The sequence below is a fragment of the Aeromonas sp. DNP9 genome (assembly GCF_001728955.1).
In the GTDB taxonomy this organism is placed as follows: Bacteria; Pseudomonadota; Gammaproteobacteria; order Enterobacterales; family Aeromonadaceae; genus Aeromonas; species Aeromonas veronii.
On sequence record NZ_LYSQ01000009.1, the window covers coordinates 59,200 to 76,081 of the forward strand.

Below are 16,882 nucleotides of genomic sequence, written 5' to 3' on the forward strand. Positions count from 1 at the left end.
ACAGTTCTGACAGTTTTGACAGGTCGGGATAGGAAACTCTTTAAGCTCGTTGGACCTTAGTTGTGCTCGGGGATGGGGTCAGGTGAAGGTGGATCACAGATCCGTGTAGTTAAAGCCTGCTTCTTGGATGGCGAGAGTATTCGTACCAAGATGTAAAAGGGGGCAATTGCCCCCTTCATTCATTAACCCCGTCAGGGTCAATTAACAGTCGACTTAACCCGCCTTTGCCACCATGGCTTTCAGCTGCAGGAAGTACTGCTCGTAGAGGCGGGAGACATCACCCACATCGGACTGGAATTCGCCCTTGCGCTTGATCTCGTCGCTCGGGAAGACCATGGGGTTATTGCGAAACGCCGGGGTGAGCAGTGGAATAGCATCCTTGACCGGGGTGGGGTAGCCAATCGCCTCGGCCACCTTGGCGGCCACATCGGGGCGCATCAGGAAGTTGATCAGAGCGTGTGCCTCCTTCACATGCTTGGCCTTGGCCGGGATGGCGAGGTTGTCCATCCAGAGCACGGCGCCTTCTTCGGGGTAGGTCATCTGGATGGAGGGGTATTCGCGCTGGGCGCCGTAGGCCGAGCCGTTCCACAGCATGCCGATATTGACCTCTCCGGCGATAAAGGGGTCGGCCGGGTTGTCGGAGTTGAACGCCTTGACGTTGGGCATCAGCTTTTTCAGGTATTCGAACGCTTCGGCAATTTGCGCCTTGTCCTGGGTGTTGGGGCTGTAGCCCAGCTGCACCAGCGCGATATGGAACACCTCGCGGGCATCGTCCATCAGCAGCAGGCTCTCTTTCCACTCCGGTGCCCAGAGCTGCTTCCAGCTGGTCACCGGCTGCTCGATGATGTCGGTGTTGGTGCCGATCCCGGTTGCGCCCCAGATATAGGGGATGGAGTAGCGGTTGTCCGGGTCGTACTCGTGGTTGAGCAGGGTAGGGTCGAGGTGCTTGAAGTTGGGCACCTGGGCGCGATCCAGCGGCTGCAGCATCCCCTCTTTGGCCATTTTCGAGATGAAATAGGTGCTGGGCACCACCACGTCATAGCCGTCGCCATGGGTTTTCAGCTTGGCGTAGAGGGTCTCGTTGGATTCGTAGGTGGAGTAGATCACCTTGATACCGGTCTCTTGCTGGAACTGCTCCAGCAGGCCGTCCGGCACATATTCCGACCAGTTGTAGAAGTAGACCACCTTGTCGTCGGCCGCGTGAGCGCTCTGGCTCAGCAGCGGGGTGGTGAGGGTGAGGGCGGCTGCCAGCAGGGCGCCGGCCTTGTGTTGGATTGTCATCAACAACTCCTTGGGGTTATGGGGCCTTGCGGCCCACCGTGACAGAGTTCGCCAAAGATGGCGGGGACGAAACGGGCAGGGTCAACCCTGCCGTTTACGCAGTAACAGTTGCGCCAGCAGCACCATCCCGAGGGAGGCGACCAGCATCAGGGTGGCCAGGGCGTTGACCTCGGGGGAGACCCCCACCTTGACCATGGAGTAGATCTTGAGCGGCAGGATCTCGTAGGCCGGGCCGGTGACAAAGGAGCTCACTACCACGTCGTCCAGCGACAGAGTAAAGGAGAGCAGCCAGCCCGCCATCACCGCCGGCAGGGCCAGCGGCAGTATGATGCGGCGCAGGATGATCCACTCGCCAGCTCCCAGATCCCGCGCGGCTTCCAGCATCCGCACATCAAAACCGCACAGCCGCGAGTAGACGGTGATCACCACGAACGGCAGGCAGAAGGTGATGTGGGCGATCAGCAGCGACCAGAAGCCCAGCGCAATGCCGGTGACCACAAACAGGGTCAGGAGCGAAATAGCCATCACGATATCGGGGGACATCATCACCACGAACAGCATGCCGCTCACGTACTGTTTGCCGCGAAAGCGGTAGCGAAACAGCGCCACGGCGGTAAGGGTGCCGATCAGGGTGGCCGCGGTGGCGGTGAGGGCGGCGATGGTCAGGGAGTGCTGGGCCGCCTGCATCAGGCTGGCGCTGGCAAACAGCTTCTCATACCAGCCCAGGGTAAAGCCGCGCCAGTCGATGCCATATTTCGACAGGTTGAAGGAGTTGGCGATCAGCACCCCGATGGGCACATAGAGATAGCCAAACACCAGCAGCAGGAACAGAGCTTTCAGTGCGCGCATCATGCCAGCTCCCCCTTCTTGCTGAGCAGCTTGCCCGCCCGCCAGTAGCAGTAGACCAACAGCGCCATCAGCACCGTCAGCATCACGCTGATGGCGGCGCCAAAGGGCCAGTCACGGCTGTTGAGGAACTGGGTCTTGATCAGGTTACCAATCAGCAGGTGCTTGGCGCCCCCCAGCAGATCGGAGACATAAAACATCCCCATGGCGGGCAGGAACACCAGCAGACAACCGGCGATGATGCCGGGCAGGGTGAGGGGCAGGATGATCCGCACCAGCCGCTGCCAGCCGTTGGCGCCAAGATCTCGCGCCGCCTCCAGCAAACGGCCATCCAGCTTTTCGATGCTGGAGTAGAGCGGCAGCACCATAAAGGGGAGCAGCACATAGACCAGCCCGATGATGACGGCCACCTCGGTATACATCATCTGCAGCGGTCGCTCGATAAGCCCCAGATCCAGCAGCCAGCCATTGATCAGCCCCCGGGTGCCGAGCAGCACTTTCAGCGCATAGGTACGAATGAGGGAGTTGGTCCAGAACGGCACCACCACCAGAAACAGCAGCAGCGGGCGGACACGCGCTGGCAGATGGGCCAACAGCCAGGCAAAGGGGTAGCCCACCAGCAAGCAGATGCTTGTAGCGAGCAGCGCCAGCCAGAGGGAGTGGAGCAGCACCTCGAAATAGAGCGGGTCCAGCAGGCGGCCATAGTTGCTCAGGGTAAAGAGCGGCGCGATAAGCTCGGACTCGTCACGGGTCAGGAAGCTGACGCCGATGATCATCAGGTTGGGCAGGAAGACAAACAGCGTCAGCCAGCCGAGGATCAGCGCGATGGCCCCGTTGCGAAAGCCGTTGTGGGCAAAGCTGTGCGGTACCCGCAGATTAGTGAGGCTCATAGGGCAGCACCACCTCCCAGCTGTCAACCCAGTGGATCGCCACCTCCTGACCCAGACGGTAGTCAAAATCGGGGTCATCCTCGTCGAAGAACTCGGAGATAAGCAGCTGTTTGCCACTTTCGAGCTCGATCACCGAATCCAGCGTCGCCCCCTTGTAGTTGCGCTCGCGGATATTGCCCCGCAGCGCGCCGCTCTGATCGTCATCCTGATCGAGAATGCGCAGATCTTCCGGGCGCAGCAGCACCAGCACCTTCTCGTCTGGCTGGAACGGCAAGGTGGTATGGAGCAGGCATTCGCGCCCCTCTACCTCCGCCTGCCAGATACCGGGCTCGCGCTGGCTGATCAGCTTGCCATCCATCACGTTGATCTCGCCGATAAAGCGGGCCACGAACAGGTTTGCTGGCGATTCGTAGATATCGCGCGGGGTGCCGCGCTGGATGATCTTGCCCCCCTCCATCACTAGGATGCGATCAGACATGGTGAGCGCCTCTTCCTGATCATGGGTAACGAAGACAAAGGTGATGCCAAGGCGACGCTGCAGCGCCTTGAGCTCGCTCTGCATCTGCTTGCGCAGCTTGTAGTCGAGCGCCGAGAGGGATTCGTCGAGTAGCAGCAGGCGTGGCTTGTTGACCACGGCGCGGGCAATGGCGACCCGTTGTTGCTGACCGCCGGAGAGCTGATCCGGGCGGCGGTTGGCCAGCTCGGTGAGCTGCACCATGGCGAGGGTCTCCTCGACCCGCTGGCGGATCTCGCTGGCCGGTACTTTCTGCATCTCGAGGCCAAAGGCGACGTTTTCAAACACCGTCATATGGGGGAAGAGCGCATAGCTCTGGAACACGGTGTTGATGTGCCTGTGTTCGGCGGGGATATGGGTGATCTCGTCACCGGCCAGATGGATGGTGCCACCGTCGACCGATTCGAGCCCGGCCAGCAGGCGCAGCAGGGTGGTCTTGCCACAGCCGGAGGGGCCCAGCAGGGTAAGAAATTCACCGTCATAGATTTCAAGGTCAAGGTCACTCAGGATCACCTTGCCATCGTATTTTTTGCTGATCTTGTTCAGCGCGACAATTACCTGTGGATTGTTCATCATCCGCCAGTCTCACCCCAGCCAGTGGCCATCGTGTTGAAAGAGGGCCGCATTCTATGCAGCCGACACATGAAATTAAAGGCTTTTTGGCCCGAATTAGCAGCAAGTGCGCAGGAAAAACGGCTACGAATAGCAGACCAAATCGCTATAATGTGCCACCTGATTTGGTCGTTTTCGATATTGGATAGTCAATTGAGTAATAAAATGCGTATTGGCGGCTCCCTTGAGCAGTCTCTGAACCAGGGCTACCGCCTTGATCTGAAAGGGGTCATCCAGGAGGGATGGCAACAGACCCGCCGTACCGGATTTGGCCTGCTGCTGGCGATTGTCGGGGTGACGGCGATCTGGATCCTGCTCAGCAATGTGCTGCTGTTGCCCTATCTGGGGGATGACAGCCAGATGAATGTGGCCATGGTGCTGAGCCTGCTGATGACGGTGGTGATGGCTCCCATGACCAGCTCCCTCGATATGCTGGGGTTGCAGCAGTCGGTCGGGGTGCGCGCTAGAGCCAACCAGGTGTTCGACTTCTTCCGCCACTTTGTACGCCTCGGCATGCTGAGCCTGCTTGGCAGTCTGCTCACCAGCCTGTTTGGCCCGCTATTCGATCTGCTGGGCTTGCCCGCCGTACTCTCTTTCGTTCCCTCGGCGCTGATCGGTATGGGGCTGCTCTTTACCGTGCCGCTGGTGCTGGAGCGTGGCCTGACGCCGCCCCAGGCCATTCTGGTCTCTCTCAAGCTCTTTGCGCGCGGCTGGCCCAGCATTGTGCTGTTCCACGGCGTGATGACCGCGCTCTTCTTCCTGGCTCTGATCCCCATGGGGTTGGGGCTTATCTGGGTGGCACCGCTCTATTTCAACTGCAAGGGGATCCTCTATCGGGATCTCTGTGGGGTGGGGGTAGAGGTTAACGAGGTGACAGAAGGCCCCAACCATTTCAATGCATGATGCAAAAGGACGTTGAATGACCCGTCGATATGGAGTGACCAAGGCTGTGCGCCAGAGTCTGCTGGCCACGCTCTTGCTGCCAGGGCTGGCGCTGGCTGAGCCGGTGCGGGATCTGCAATACAGCACCTTCTACAGCCAGATGAAGACCTTTGCCAAAGGGGAGTTTGGTCACGCCAGACTGGGGTTTTATCTGACCGATCCGCAAAATGGTCAGCGCTGCGGCCTCACCTTTGCCCGGGTTGCAACCGACAGCAAGGAGGTGGCGGGCGAGGTAACGGTCGATAGCGAACTGCGCCTGCCTTTTGATGAGGATCTCAACCTCGACAAGGGGATCGTGACCGTCGGCCTGAAAGAAGAGCACGCCACATGCGATATGACGGTACAGGTGATGGCAGATGCGCCGAACGGGCCCGAGCTGCCCTTGGCCGAGCTGGCGGCCCGTCAGCAGCAGATGCAGTCGCTGCTCGACAAGATGGCGGGCATGGTCGGCAAGCACTTCCTGCCGAAGATGGAAGGGGTACGCATTACCCTGGTGCAGCAGAGCGGCACTGCTTATCTGATTGATGGCGCCCGTCAGGAAGCGCTGCCCTGGGAGGAAGGCCATCTGTTGCTTAGCAATGAGCAACTGGCCGCGTTCGCTGCCGGGCAACTGTGCTTGCAGGGTGACGTGCTGCGACTGACCCCCTGGCTGCACAAGGGCTGATGCCGATGGCGCTGTCACGTTGGTAACAGGCAGATCAAGAAAGCAAAAAAGGAGCGATCATCGCTCCTTTTTTATTGCGTGCTTTGCCCTGTGAGCGCGGCTTAGCGCACTTCAATCACATCCAGCATGTCCAGCTCGTCGATATCCAGCAGCGGCGCCTTTGGCATTTCGGGCGGATCAAAGGCCTTGTCGCCGCCATCGATGATGCCGGAGTCGCGGTTGATGCTCTTGAAGTCAAACAGCTTGTGGTCGAGCAGGTGGCTCGGGATCACGTCCTGAATGGCGGTGAACATGGTTTCGATACGACCGGGGAAGCGGCGATCCCAATCCTGCATCATCTGTTTGATGGCCTGACGCTGCAGGTTCTCCTGCGAGCCGCACAGGTTGCACGGAATGATGGGGAAGGCTTTGACGTCGGCGTAGCGGATCAGATCCTTCTCTTTGCAGTAGGCCAGCGGGCGGATCACCACGTTCTTGCCATCGTCGCTCACCAGCTTGGGCGGCATGGACTTGAGCTTGCCACCGTAGAACATGTTGAGGAACAGGGTCTCGAGGATGTCGTCGCGGTGGTGGCCAAGGGCAATCTTGGTGCAACCCAGCTCCTGGGCGGTGCGGTAGAGAATACCGCGGCGCAGCCGTGAGCAGAGGGAGCAGGTGGTTTTGCCTTCCGGTACCTTCTCTTTGACGATGGAGTAGGTATCTTCCTCGACGATCTTGTACTCGATGCCGAGGGAATCCAGATACTCGGGCAGCACATGCTCGGGGAAACCGGGCTGCTTCTGATCCAGGTTGACAGCAACCAGATCAAAATGGATGGGGGCACTGGCTTTGAGGCTCATCAGTATGTCGAGCATACCGAAGCTGTCCTTGCCGCCGGAGAGGCAGACCATGACCTTGTCGCCCTCTTCAATCATGTTGAAGTCGGCAATGGCCTGACCCACGTTGCGCCGCAGGCGCTTCTGCAGTTTGTTAAAACTGTATTTTTCTTTGGCGTTCAGCTCTTCTAGCATGCTCGTAAAACCCGGGACACAAATAAGCGCGTTATTATAGCCATGTCCCGGGGGAGGGCAAGGTGCCAGGCACCTTATGATTGATTGCGACGGCTGTCGACCGGGCAGCTGTAGTCCGCCGGTTTGAGGATCAGGATGTCGCAGGAGAGGCGGTCAATCACATGTTCGGCAGTATTGCCGAGCAGAGCAGCAGAAAGCCCGGTACGGCCGACGCAGCCCATGATCATCAGGGTCGCCTTGAGCTCTTCGGCCATATCCGGCAACACCTCTTCCGGTAGCCCCTCTGCTACCCGGGTCCAGAGATGACCGATCCCGAACTTGTCGGCATGGCTTAGCAGCAGGCTTTCGTGGTGTTTGCGGATCGCCTCGTTGTAAGCGTTGGGATCAAACTCCGGCAGCTCGATGGCCACGTTGACCGGGGTGCCCGGGTAGGTGTTGACCAGATAAAGGTTGGAGCCCAGCAGCTCGGCGATGTCACTCCCCTCCTGGGTGATCCGTTCGTTGAGCAGTTTCTGATCCGGATCGTCGCTTGAGCAGTTGATGGCGGCGATGATGTTGCCGCCCCGTTGCCAGTGACCCTCCTTGACCAGCAGCACCGGACAGGGGCATTTGCGCAGCAGGTGCCAGTCGGTGGGGGTAAAGATGAAGGTTTGCAGGAAGCTGTGATGGTGTGTGGCTTTGACCACCAGATCGTGGCGCTGCTCCAGCACTTCCTGAATGACGCACTCGAAGGGACGATTGTGCCAGACCACTTTCACCTCGCACTCGATCCCCTGTGCCCGATAGGGGGTCAGGATCTCGTCCAGCCACTCACGTCGCTGTGAAATGACGCCATCACGCATCTCTTGCCGCTCGTCCACCGAGAGCATGGCAGTCATTTCATACGAGAAGTCATAGATGGTGAGCAGCAGGGTCAGATGGGCGTTTTCGTCCAGCTCGGCGACTTTGACTGCCCGTTCGAGGGCGATTTGACGCTCCTCTTCTGGATTGATAACCACCAGAATATTCTGATATTTGACCATCTTCTCCTCCTTGGAAAAGTCCAATGACAGCAGAATCTTAGCCATTACAGCTTAGCGCAGGAGGAGGGTATGGGGAACGTACCGGATCACATTCCAGAGGAAAGGATCCGGCAGGGAAAGCAGGAGAAAAGCGGGAGGGTAAGCGGAAAAATCAGCCGCAGGGCGGGCGAGTAGCTCCGGCCATCATGCCAAGGGCGACCTGATCCAGCACGGTAATGTATTTGCCTTTAACGCTGATGAGACCGGACTTCTGGAAACGGCCGAGCAGACGACTGATGGTCTCGACGGTCAGACCCAGATAGTTGCCAATGTCACCACGGGTCATGGAGAGACGGAACTCCTTGGCGGAGAAACCGCGCTCGGAGAAGCGTACCGACAGATTGTGCAGGAAGGCGGCGAGGCGCTCTTCAGCATTCTTCTTGGAGAGCAGCAGGATCATTTCCTGATCGCCCATGATTTCGCTGCTCATCAGACGCATGATCTGCTGGCGCAGTTTGGGCATCTTGCCGGAGAGATCATCCAGCACTTCAAAGGGGATCTCGCACACCATGGCCGTTTCCAGCGCCTGGGCGAAGGAGGGGTGGGCCTGCTTGTTGATGGCATCAAAACCGACCAGATCGCCAGCGAGGTGGAACGCAGTGATCTGCTCATCCCCTTGCTCGGTGATGGTGTAAGACTTGATGGTCCCGGAACGGATGGCATAGAGCGATTTGAACTCATCGCCAGCCTTGAACAGCTCTTCACCCTTCTGGATCGGCTTCTTGCGCTCGATGATGCTGTCCAGCTGATCAAGCTCGTTGTCGTTCAGAGTGAAGGGAATACAGAGCTGACTGATGCTGCAATCCTGGCAATGAATTGCACAGCCACCGCTCTGGATACGTCTGCCAGGTTTCTTTTCCGGGATCATAGGCTCATACGAATAATTGATTTATATCAAACAAGTTTACCATCAACTCATCCGTTTTGGATAGGGTTTCAAAAGGAAGCAATGCCAATCCAGAAGGTATGTACCCCGAACAAAATGAGCAGCAGGGCCCCGCCAAGGCGCAAACTGCGCAGGGTGAGCCAGTATCTCAGGCGATCGGCGAGCCCCCCGAGCGCGAACAGGGTGGGCAGGGTGCCGAGGCCAAAAAAGAGCATGATGAGCGCCCCGCCACTGGCCGAACCCGCCGCCGCGCTCCAGGTCAGCATGGAGTAGACCAGCCCGCAGGGGAGCCAACCCCACACCATGCCAAAGGGCAGTGCCTGCACAGGCGAGGTGAAGGGGAGAAATTTGCCCGCCAGCGGTTTGATACGGGGCCAAAGTCTTGCGCCGAGCCGCTCCAGCAGCAAGATCCCTTGCCACCAGCCCGCCAGATAGAGACCAAGCGCAATCATCAATAATGCCGCCACCAGGCGTAAGCCGGCAATAGCGTGTTTGCCTGCGCCCAGCTCGCTGGTGGTGGCGAGCAGGCCGCCCACCAGTGCACCTGCAATCACATAGCTCAGGATCCGGCCGAGGTTGTAGTTGAGCAGATAGGCGAGCCGCCCCCAAAAGTGCTGCTTGTTGGCGGGGATCGCCATGGAGAGCGCGGCAGAGACACCCCCGCACATGCCGATACAGTGGGCAGAGCCTGCCAGTCCGACCAGCAGGGAGCCGGCCAGATCAAGGTTGTGGGTCATGGTCAGCAGGCTTTACGGGTTTGTGGGCCGGTTGCTCTTCGTCAAACAGGATGTTGGAACCCTGCCGGTCGAGATCTTCAAACTGCTCGGAGCGAATGGCCCAGAAGAAGACGACCCCGGCGATGATCACAAACAGGATGGCGATGGGGATCAGGACAAAAATTATATTCATGAGAGGTACCTTGGCGTTCATCCTTGGCAAGCGTCCCCTATGGTAACCCTGTTCGGGCAGGGGGCCAGCCGCTATCAGTGAGAAATGTGGCCTGCATTGGAGGCAGGCCACATTTTCAGCTATTTTCCACCACCGGTCTCATCGATTGAGGCGCATGGAGTTGGTTACCACGATGAGTGAACTGAGCGACATGCCCGCCGCCGCCAGATAGGGGGGCAGCCAGCCGCAGGCCGCCAGCGGCAGCACCAGCAGGTTGTAACCGATGGACCAGGCGAAGTTCTCGATGATGATCTTGCGGGTACGCATTGCCAGCACTCTGGCCTCGAGCAGTAGGCTCAGGTCATCGGCCAGCAGGATGGCATCGGCGCTGTTTTTCGCCAGATCGGTGCCACCAGCCATGGTAAACGAGGCGTGAGCTCCGGCCAGTACCGGGGCGTCGTTGATGCCATCGCCCACCATGATGCTGATATCCCCTTGGGCTTCCCTGGCCTTGAGGTAGGCCAGCTTGCCATCGGGCGAGACTCCCTTGACCAGCTCATCCACGCCCAGCTCGCGGGCAATCTCGTCTGCCTGCAAAGAGCTGTCGCCAGTCAGCACGGTAGTTTGCAGACCGGCCGCCTTGAATGCCGCGATCAGCGCCCTGGCATCGGGGCGCAGGGTATCTTCCAGATTGAAGCGGGCCAATATCTGTTGCTCGTCGGCCAGATAGATAGCCAGACCGCGGCCGCGTTCTTGCGCCGGATTCAGCCCAAGCCAGCGGGCACTGCCGATGCGGTAGCGTACGCCATCCACCAGCGCCGTGATGCCGTGACCGATGACCGGGGTGATCTCGCGGGCGGATGGCAGCACATTGATACTGTCGGCGGGCAGCCGGAAGGCGCGGGCAATGGGGTGCTCGGATTGCGCCTCCATGGCCCGGGCGATGGCGAGGCATTGCGTCTCGTCCATCTCTGCCAAGGTGGTGGTGCTGGTCAAACTGATCTCACCTGTGGTCAGGGTGCCAGTCTTGTCCATCACGATCCGGTTGGCCTTGGTCAGCACGTCCAGCACATGACCACGGCGCAGCAGAATGCCGTTGCGGGTCAGATTGGCGGTGGCCGAGGTTAGCGCCGTCGGGGTGGCCAGCGACAGGGCACAGGGGCAGGTGGCAACCAGCACGGCGAGGGTGACCCAGAACGCCTGATCCGGTTGATGGAAGTGCCAGAAGGTCCAGACCGCGGCGGCAATGATCAGCAGCACCAGAATAAAGTGGCGCGACAGCTGATCCGCCATCTGGGCGATGGCCGGTTTATCATCGAGGGCGTGATCCTGCAGCCGCATGATCTGGGCGATCCGCGACTCTTCAATACGGTGGCTGACCCGGATCTGCAGCGGCGCATCCGTGTTGATGGTGCCGGCATAGACCTGATCACCGCGCTGTTTGAGCAGGGGCAGCTGTTCACCGGTCAGCATGGATTCGTTGAGGCTGGCTTGCCCTTCGACAATGATGCCGTCAGCTGGCAAGGTTGCTCCGGCCAGCACGCGTACCCGATCGCCGACCTGCAAGGTCTTGGCCGCTACCTCATGTTCCCCTTCCTCATCGATGCGGGTCGCCATGATGGGCACCAGTCGCGCCAGATTGGAGCTTGATTCCGACGCCTTGCGCCGGGCCCGCAACTCGAGAAAGCGCCCCAGCAGCAGGAAGAAGACGAACATGGTGATGGAGTCGTAATAGACCTCACCGGTATTGAACACAGTGGCCCACATGGAGGCGATAAAAGCCCCGATCAGCGCCAGCGACACCGACACATCCATCGACAGGTGACCCTGTTTCAAGCTGCGCCAGGCGCCCACGTAAAAGGGCTGGGCCGAATAGATCATGATGGGGGTGGAAAGTAACAGGCTTATCCACTTGAAGTAGACCATGAACTCATCTTCAACGCTGATGAAGAGATCCATGTAGAGGGCCACGGCGCACATCATCACCTGCATTGAGCCCAGCCCTGCCAGTGCCAGCCGGAACATATAGCTGCGCACCTCTTTGGCGTAGAGCGCCTCCTGTTGATGGGTCTGGAACGGATAGGCGCGATAGCCGATCTGGGCAAATCCCTTGAGGATGTCACTCAGGGAGAGCTGGCCCGGATCCCACTTGATGCGGGCCCGGTGGGTGGTGGTGTTGACGTTGATGTAGCGCAGGCCCGTCAGTGTCATCAAGTGGCGTTCGATCAGCCAGGCACAGGCGGCGCAGGTGAGCCCTTCTACTGTCAGCTGGATTTCGCGAAGGGTACCGCTGTCGGTGACAAAATCCTGTTGCACTTCTGCCAGATCGTAGTGGGTGAGGGCGGCCAGCTCCTCGGGTACCAGATCCCCCTTGGTACCGGGGGCGGTGCGGTGATCGTAGTAACTGGCAAGGCCGCACTCCATGATGGTTTCTGCCACCGCCTGACAACCGGGGCAGCACATGGGGCGAACAATCCCCTTTATCTCGAGGGAATAGCCGCTATTGGCGGGTACCGGCTCGCCACAGTGAAAGCAGGGGGTCATGCGTTATGCCTCCCTGAATGCAGAATGCAAGCAGCAGGTGCGCTGGCGAGCACCGGCTCGCCATAGTGAGAACAGCCGGTCATGGCTTAGCGTCCTTTCGGGTCGAGTTCGACAGGGCCCAGGGTGGGCAGCTGGACGGTCTCTTGCAATCGCCACTGGTGATCGAAGGCATCGACCCGAATGTGCCACTTGCCGACCAGCGGCTTGTCGAAATGGAGGCGATAGGTGCCGCTCGCATCGGCGGTGATCATGTGTTCGCTGTCCTGACCGGCCAAGGTCGGGTGAAACAATGAGAGATAGAGAGCTTGCCCGGCAGGAATGTCACCGCTGATGGGTTTGAGGGTCAGCTCGTTGCCGTCAACCTCCAGTCCAAAGCGGATATTGAGCGCTTCGGAGCGGTCAAACTTGCTCAAGTCCTGATTGATCTCTTTCCCTTGTTTGTAATAGTCCTCGGCCACCAGATTGACCCCATCCTTGCTGGCGATGATGGCGGTGGCGATGCTGCCGACCACGGCGGCAGTGGGGAGGGCGATGATAAACCAGGGCCAGAATTGGCGATACCACGGTTTGGATAGAGGTTGGGTCATGATTGCTACTGCCATGAAACGAATGATTAACGTGGAAGATGGTTTTTACGCAACACAAGATAACAAAAAGCCTCGAGGAGTCGAGGCTTTTTGCTGTGTAATCACGTGTTTATCACATGTTACAACGTTACGGGCGAACCTTATTTGGCAGACTGCTGATGAGACAGGCTGTAAACGTAGGAGGCCAGCAGGTGAACCTTGTCCTCACCCAGAATGTCTTTCCAGGCTGGCATCACGCCGTGACGACCGTGGGTGATGGTTTGCACCACCACTTCGCGGGAGCCACCGTAGAGCCAGGTGTTGTTGGTCAGATCTGGCGCACCGACGGCAACACCGCCCTTGGCATCGGCCCCGTGGCAGGCAGCGCAGATGGCGAAGCGTGCTTCACCTTTCTTCGCTTCGACCAGGTCGACCTTGCGACCGGAGAGGCTCAGCACATAGGAGGCCACTTCCTGAACGCCATCTTTGCCGAGGATTTCACCCCAGGCAGCCATGATCCCCTGACGACCGCCCATGATGGTGGTCTTGATTTGATCAGGCTGGCCGCCCCATTGCCATTCGCTGTCGGTCAGGTTCGGGAAACCGCGACCACCGCGGGCGTCAGAGCCGTGGCACTGGGAGCAGTTCTGCAGGAACAGACGCTGACCCACTTTCAGGGCTTCCGGATCCTTGGCGATCTCGGTAATGGCACGATAGGTTTTGCCATCCGCTTCATAGGTGAGTTCACGGAACTTGGCGCCGTAGATCTCGTCAGCCTTGGCGACCTCACGGTCATACTCCACCGCGCGACCTTCAGCCTTGGCCGATTCGGTTGCAGCCTTGGACTCGGCCAGCGAGCGCACGTCCTGGTTGGAACTTTGCCAGCCCAGCAGGCCTTTGAAGTTGCCAAGCCCCGGGAAGGCGATCAGATAGACCAGACCGGTGACGATGAAGAAGAGGAACATGTAAGTCCACCACTTCGGCAGCGGGTTGTTGATCTCCTCGATGCCATCGAAGGAGTGTCCCATCGATTTGCCTTCTTCAACACCCATCTTGTCCTTGCGGCACCACATCAGCAGCAAGAAGCAGCCGAGGATGGTTCCCAGACTGATGACAGTCACAAAAATGCTAAACAGAGTGCTCATTATTGTTTCGCTCCTGCGTTCTTTTTATCAGCACCGGGTTGCTCATCATCGGCAAAAACCAGATTGGCAGCCTCGTCGAAAGAGGTCTTGCGGCGTTTGCTGTAGGCCCAGACGATGATGCCAATCATGATGGCCATCAACAGCAGGGTATACAGACCGCGAAATGTGCCGTAGTCCATCTTCGCCTCCTTATTTCAGGGCATGACCCAGTGATTGCAGATAGGCCACCAGCGCATCCAGCTCGGTTTTGCCCTTGACGGCTTCGCCCGCACCCTGAATATCGGCATCGGTATAGGGCACACCGAAGTGATCGCGGAACAGCGCCAGCTTCTTGGCCGTCATCTCACCGGTCAGCACATTGGTATCAAGCCAGGGGTAGGCGGGCATGTTGGATTCCGGTACCACATCGCGCGGGTTGATCAGGTGAACCTTGTGCCACTCATCGGAGTAACGGCCACCGACACGGGCCAGATCCGGACCAGTACGCTTGGAGCCCCACAGGAAGGGGTGCTCCCAGACGCTCTCACCTGCGACCGAGTAGTGACCGTAACGCTCGGTTTCGGCACGGAACGGACGGATCATCTGGCTGTGACAGTTGGTGCAGCCTTCGCGAATGAAGATGTCGCGCCCTTCCATCTGCAGAGCGGTGTAGGGCTTGAGGCCCTCCACCGGCTCGGTGGTTTGCTTTTGGAAGAACAGCGGGGTGATTTCAACCAGGCCCCCCAGACTGATGGCAAAGATGATGCCGACCACCAGCATGGGAACGCTTTTTTCAAATATTTCGTGACGGTTATTGTTGCTCATGGGTTGACCTCTTCAATCATGCTGGCTGGGCGACAGGTTCCAGAGAACCTTTGGGCGCAGTGATGGTGCGATAGGCGTTGTAAGCCATCAGCAACATGCCGGTGACGAAGAAGCAGCCACCCAGGAAGCGCACGAAATAGAAGGGATAGGATGCCTGCAACGCTTCAACGAAGCTGTAGGTCAGGGTGCCGTCTTCGTTGACTGCACGCCACATCAGGCCCTGCATCACGCCGGAAATCCACATGGCAACGATGTAGAGCACGGTGCCCACGGTCGCCAGCCAGAAGTGAACGTTGATCAGCTTGACGCTGTACATCCGGCCCTGGCCGAACAGGTTCGGGATCAGGTGATAGACAGCACCGATGGAGACCATGGCAACCCAACCCAGCGCACCGGAGTGCACGTGACCGACGGTCCAGTCGGTGTAGTGGGAGAGGGCGTTGACGGTTTTGATCGCCATCATCGGGCCTTCGAAGGTCGACATGCCGTAGAAAGAGAGGGAGACGATCAGGAAGCGCAGGATGGGGTCATAACGCAGTTTGTGCCAGGCACCGGAGAGGGTCATGATGCCGTTGATCATGCCGCCCCAGGAGGGTACGAACAGGATCAGGGACATCACCATGCCCAGTGACTGAGCCCAGTCAGGCAGTGCGGTGTAGTGCAGGTGGTGCGGACCTGCCCAGATATAGAGGGAGATCAACGCCCAGAAGTGCACGATTGAGAGGCGATAGGAGTAAACCGGACGACCGGCCTGCTTGGGCACGAAGTAGTACATCATCCCCAGGAAGCCGGCGGTCAGCAGGAAGCCTACCGCGTTGTGGCCATACCACCACTGCACCATGGCGTCCATGGCGCCGGAGTACATGGAGTAGGACTTCATGCCGGAGAGGGGCACTTCCATGTTGTTGACAATGTGCAGCACCGCAACGGTGATAATGAAGGCGCCGAAGAACCAGTTCGCCACATAGATGTGGGAGGTGGTGCGCTTCATCAGGGTGCCGAAGAAGACGATGGCATAGGCGACCCATACCACAGTGATGGCGATATCAATCGGCCACTCCAGCTCGGCATACTCTTTGGCGGAGGTGTAACCCAGCGGCAGAGAGATGGCGGCAGAGAGGATGATCGCTTGCCAGCCCCAGAAGACGAAGGTTGCCAGCGGGCCACCGAACAGCCTTGTTTGACAGGTGCGCTGCACCACGTAGAAGGAGGTGGCCATCAGTGCACTGACGCCGAAGGCGAAGATCACTGCGTTGGTATGGAGGGGCCGCAGACGACTGTAAGTCAGCCACGGGGTCTCGAAGTTGAGGGCAGGCCAGATCAACTGGGCTGCGATCAGTACGCCAACCGACATGCCGACAATTCCCCAGACAATCGTCATGACGGTAAACTGGCGAACAACGGTGTAGTTGTACTCAGGATGGTTAGTTGTATGGCTCATCGTTATATTCCGCTTCCGATGCTGCTGTTGTTTGGTTTTGTATCCGGAGGACCGGACTGGCTTCATCAGCCACCGCCGACCAGTTGTTAACATCTGTTAACGAAAGGAAAAGCAAAAGATGGCTAAATGAAAACTGCATGGGAATGATACTGAAGTGACAGGTAAAATAACAGTATAAACAGTGATATATTTGGCTCCGTCCGGTCTCGACATGGCAGTTTTTTACCTTGTTCGAGATCACAAAAAACTATTTTAATTGCATCTTAATCGGGCTGTTTTTGATGAAAGAGAGACTTACCGCACGTAAAGTTTTGCACCTCGTACTGGTATTGGCGCTGTTATTGGCGCTGATGGCCTATCGCACCTGGTTTTCGGCCGATAACAGCGTCTCTGCTGACCAGAAAAAAGATCAGATTTGTGATCTTTCCCACACCCCTTGCAGCACGCTGATTGGTGACAAGCCGCTGACGCTCGCCATCAAGGAATTACCGCTGCGCGCCGAACATGACTTTGCCATCGCTATTAGCGGCGGCGATCCGGCTATCAAACCGGTGAAAGCGACACTCGAAGGCAAAGATATGTTTATGGGCACCATTCCGGTGAGCTTTGAAGAAATAGACGGACAGTGGCAGGGGGTGACCCAGGTGGGGAGCTGTACATCACCCGTCATGATCTGGTTGTTAAATATCGAGTGGAGTAATGGTCAACGCCAGCAATTGGCGCTTTCCGTTGCCCGGGAATAACGGCGCAAGAGGTGGGGAGTGGAAAAAATATTTGAAATTTCCCGG

General features: G+C 58.4%; 18 protein-coding genes. 3 read left to right on the top strand and 15 right to left on the bottom strand.

Annotated features, from left to right (window positions below):
- Window positions 1–213: 213 nt before the first annotated feature.
- From A9G06_RS07885 to potA, 4 genes are all read right to left on the bottom strand, one after another.
- Window positions 214–1,281, bottom strand: a complete 1,068-nt coding sequence (locus A9G06_RS07885; protein ID WP_083243755.1) for an extracellular solute-binding protein — start codon at window positions 1,279–1,281, stop codon at window positions 214–216.
- 81 nt (window positions 1,282–1,362) lie between these two features.
- Window positions 1,363–2,133, bottom strand: coding sequence for a spermidine/putrescine ABC transporter permease PotC (potC, locus tag A9G06_RS07890; RefSeq protein WP_005336644.1), 771 nt, complete (start codon window positions 2,131–2,133; stop codon window positions 1,363–1,365).
- A complete protein-coding gene (potB, locus tag A9G06_RS07895) occupies window positions 2,130–3,017 on the bottom strand; it encodes a spermidine/putrescine ABC transporter permease PotB (RefSeq protein WP_069554837.1) in 888 nt (295 codons plus the stop codon). The genes potC and potB overlap by 4 nt, the downstream gene beginning before the upstream one ends.
- A complete protein-coding gene (potA, locus tag A9G06_RS07900; RefSeq protein ID WP_069554838.1) occupies window positions 3,004–4,107 on the bottom strand; it encodes a spermidine/putrescine ABC transporter ATP-binding protein PotA in 1,104 nt (367 codons plus the stop codon). The genes potB and potA overlap by 14 nt, the downstream gene beginning before the upstream one ends.
- 201 nt (window positions 4,108–4,308) lie before the next feature.
- Between potA and A9G06_RS07905 the strand changes: the two genes are divergently transcribed.
- Together A9G06_RS07905 and A9G06_RS07910 are read left to right on the top strand one after the other, a co-directional pair.
- Window positions 4,309–5,046, top strand: coding sequence for a hypothetical protein (locus A9G06_RS07905; RefSeq protein WP_069554839.1), 738 nt, complete (start codon window positions 4,309–4,311; stop codon window positions 5,044–5,046).
- 16 nt (window positions 5,047–5,062) lie between these two features.
- Entirely contained in the window at window positions 5,063–5,749 is a 687-nt protein-coding gene (locus A9G06_RS07910; RefSeq protein ID WP_069554840.1) for a DUF2987 domain-containing protein, read from the top strand.
- Window positions 5,750–5,850: 101 nt separating this feature from the next.
- Here the strand turns inward: A9G06_RS07910 and ttcA are convergent, their stop codons facing one another.
- The 11 genes from ttcA to ccoN all read right to left on the bottom strand — a co-directional run bounded on the left by ttcA (window position 5,851) and on the right by ccoN (window position 16,094).
- Complete coding sequence (gene ttcA, locus A9G06_RS07915) at window positions 5,851–6,759, bottom strand: tRNA 2-thiocytidine(32) synthetase TtcA (protein WP_069554841.1); 909 nt, start codon at window positions 6,757–6,759, stop codon at window positions 5,851–5,853.
- 74 nt (window positions 6,760–6,833) lie between these two features.
- Window positions 6,834–7,781 carry a universal stress protein UspE gene (uspE, locus tag A9G06_RS07920; protein ID WP_005345417.1) on the bottom strand — a complete coding sequence of 316 codons (948 nt, stop codon included), beginning with the start codon at window positions 7,779–7,781 and terminating at the stop codon, window positions 6,834–6,836.
- Between the two features lie 151 nt (window positions 7,782–7,932).
- Complete coding sequence (locus A9G06_RS07925; RefSeq protein ID WP_005351934.1) at window positions 7,933–8,688, bottom strand: FNR family transcription factor; 756 nt, start codon at window positions 8,686–8,688, stop codon at window positions 7,933–7,935.
- 68 nt (window positions 8,689–8,756) lie between these two features.
- Window positions 8,757–9,443, bottom strand: a complete 687-nt coding sequence (locus tag A9G06_RS07930; protein WP_069554842.1) for a sulfite exporter TauE/SafE family protein — start codon at window positions 9,441–9,443, stop codon at window positions 8,757–8,759.
- Window positions 9,427–9,615 (bottom strand): cbb3-type cytochrome oxidase assembly protein CcoS, encoded by a 189-nt coding sequence (gene ccoS, locus A9G06_RS07935; protein WP_005336630.1) that lies wholly within the window; start codon window positions 9,613–9,615, stop codon window positions 9,427–9,429. The genes A9G06_RS07930 and ccoS overlap by 17 nt, the downstream gene beginning before the upstream one ends.
- 138 nt (window positions 9,616–9,753) lie before the next feature.
- Window positions 9,754–12,138 (bottom strand): heavy metal translocating P-type ATPase, encoded by a 2,385-nt coding sequence (locus A9G06_RS07940; RefSeq protein WP_069554843.1) that lies wholly within the window; start codon window positions 12,136–12,138, stop codon window positions 9,754–9,756.
- 86 nt (window positions 12,139–12,224) lie between these two features.
- A complete protein-coding gene (locus A9G06_RS07945) occupies window positions 12,225–12,725 on the bottom strand; it encodes a FixH family protein (protein ID WP_069554844.1) in 501 nt (166 codons plus the stop codon).
- Between the two features lie 140 nt (window positions 12,726–12,865).
- On the bottom strand, window positions 12,866–13,849 hold the full coding sequence (gene ccoP, locus A9G06_RS07950) for a cytochrome-c oxidase, cbb3-type subunit III (RefSeq protein WP_019446377.1): 984 nt from the start codon (window positions 13,847–13,849) through the stop codon (window positions 12,866–12,868).
- A complete protein-coding gene (locus A9G06_RS07955) occupies window positions 13,849–14,028 on the bottom strand; it encodes a CcoQ/FixQ family Cbb3-type cytochrome c oxidase assembly chaperone (protein WP_005336620.1) in 180 nt (59 codons plus the stop codon). Before A9G06_RS07955 ends, ccoP begins: the two co-directional genes overlap by 1 nt.
- A 10-nt stretch (window positions 14,029–14,038) precedes the next feature.
- A complete protein-coding gene (gene ccoO, locus A9G06_RS07960) occupies window positions 14,039–14,653 on the bottom strand; it encodes a cytochrome-c oxidase, cbb3-type subunit II (RefSeq protein WP_005336618.1) in 615 nt (204 codons plus the stop codon).
- A gap of 16 nt (window positions 14,654–14,669) precedes the next feature.
- Window positions 14,670–16,094 (bottom strand): cytochrome-c oxidase, cbb3-type subunit I, encoded by a 1,425-nt coding sequence (ccoN, locus tag A9G06_RS07965; protein WP_005336616.1) that lies wholly within the window; start codon window positions 16,092–16,094, stop codon window positions 14,670–14,672.
- Between the two features lie 281 nt (window positions 16,095–16,375).
- On the opposite strand from ccoN, the gene A9G06_RS07970 reads away from it, so the two are divergent.
- On the top strand, window positions 16,376–16,837 hold the full coding sequence (locus A9G06_RS07970; RefSeq protein WP_069554888.1) for a hypothetical protein: 462 nt from the start codon (window positions 16,376–16,378) through the stop codon (window positions 16,835–16,837).
- Window positions 16,838–16,882: the final 45 nt, after the last annotated feature.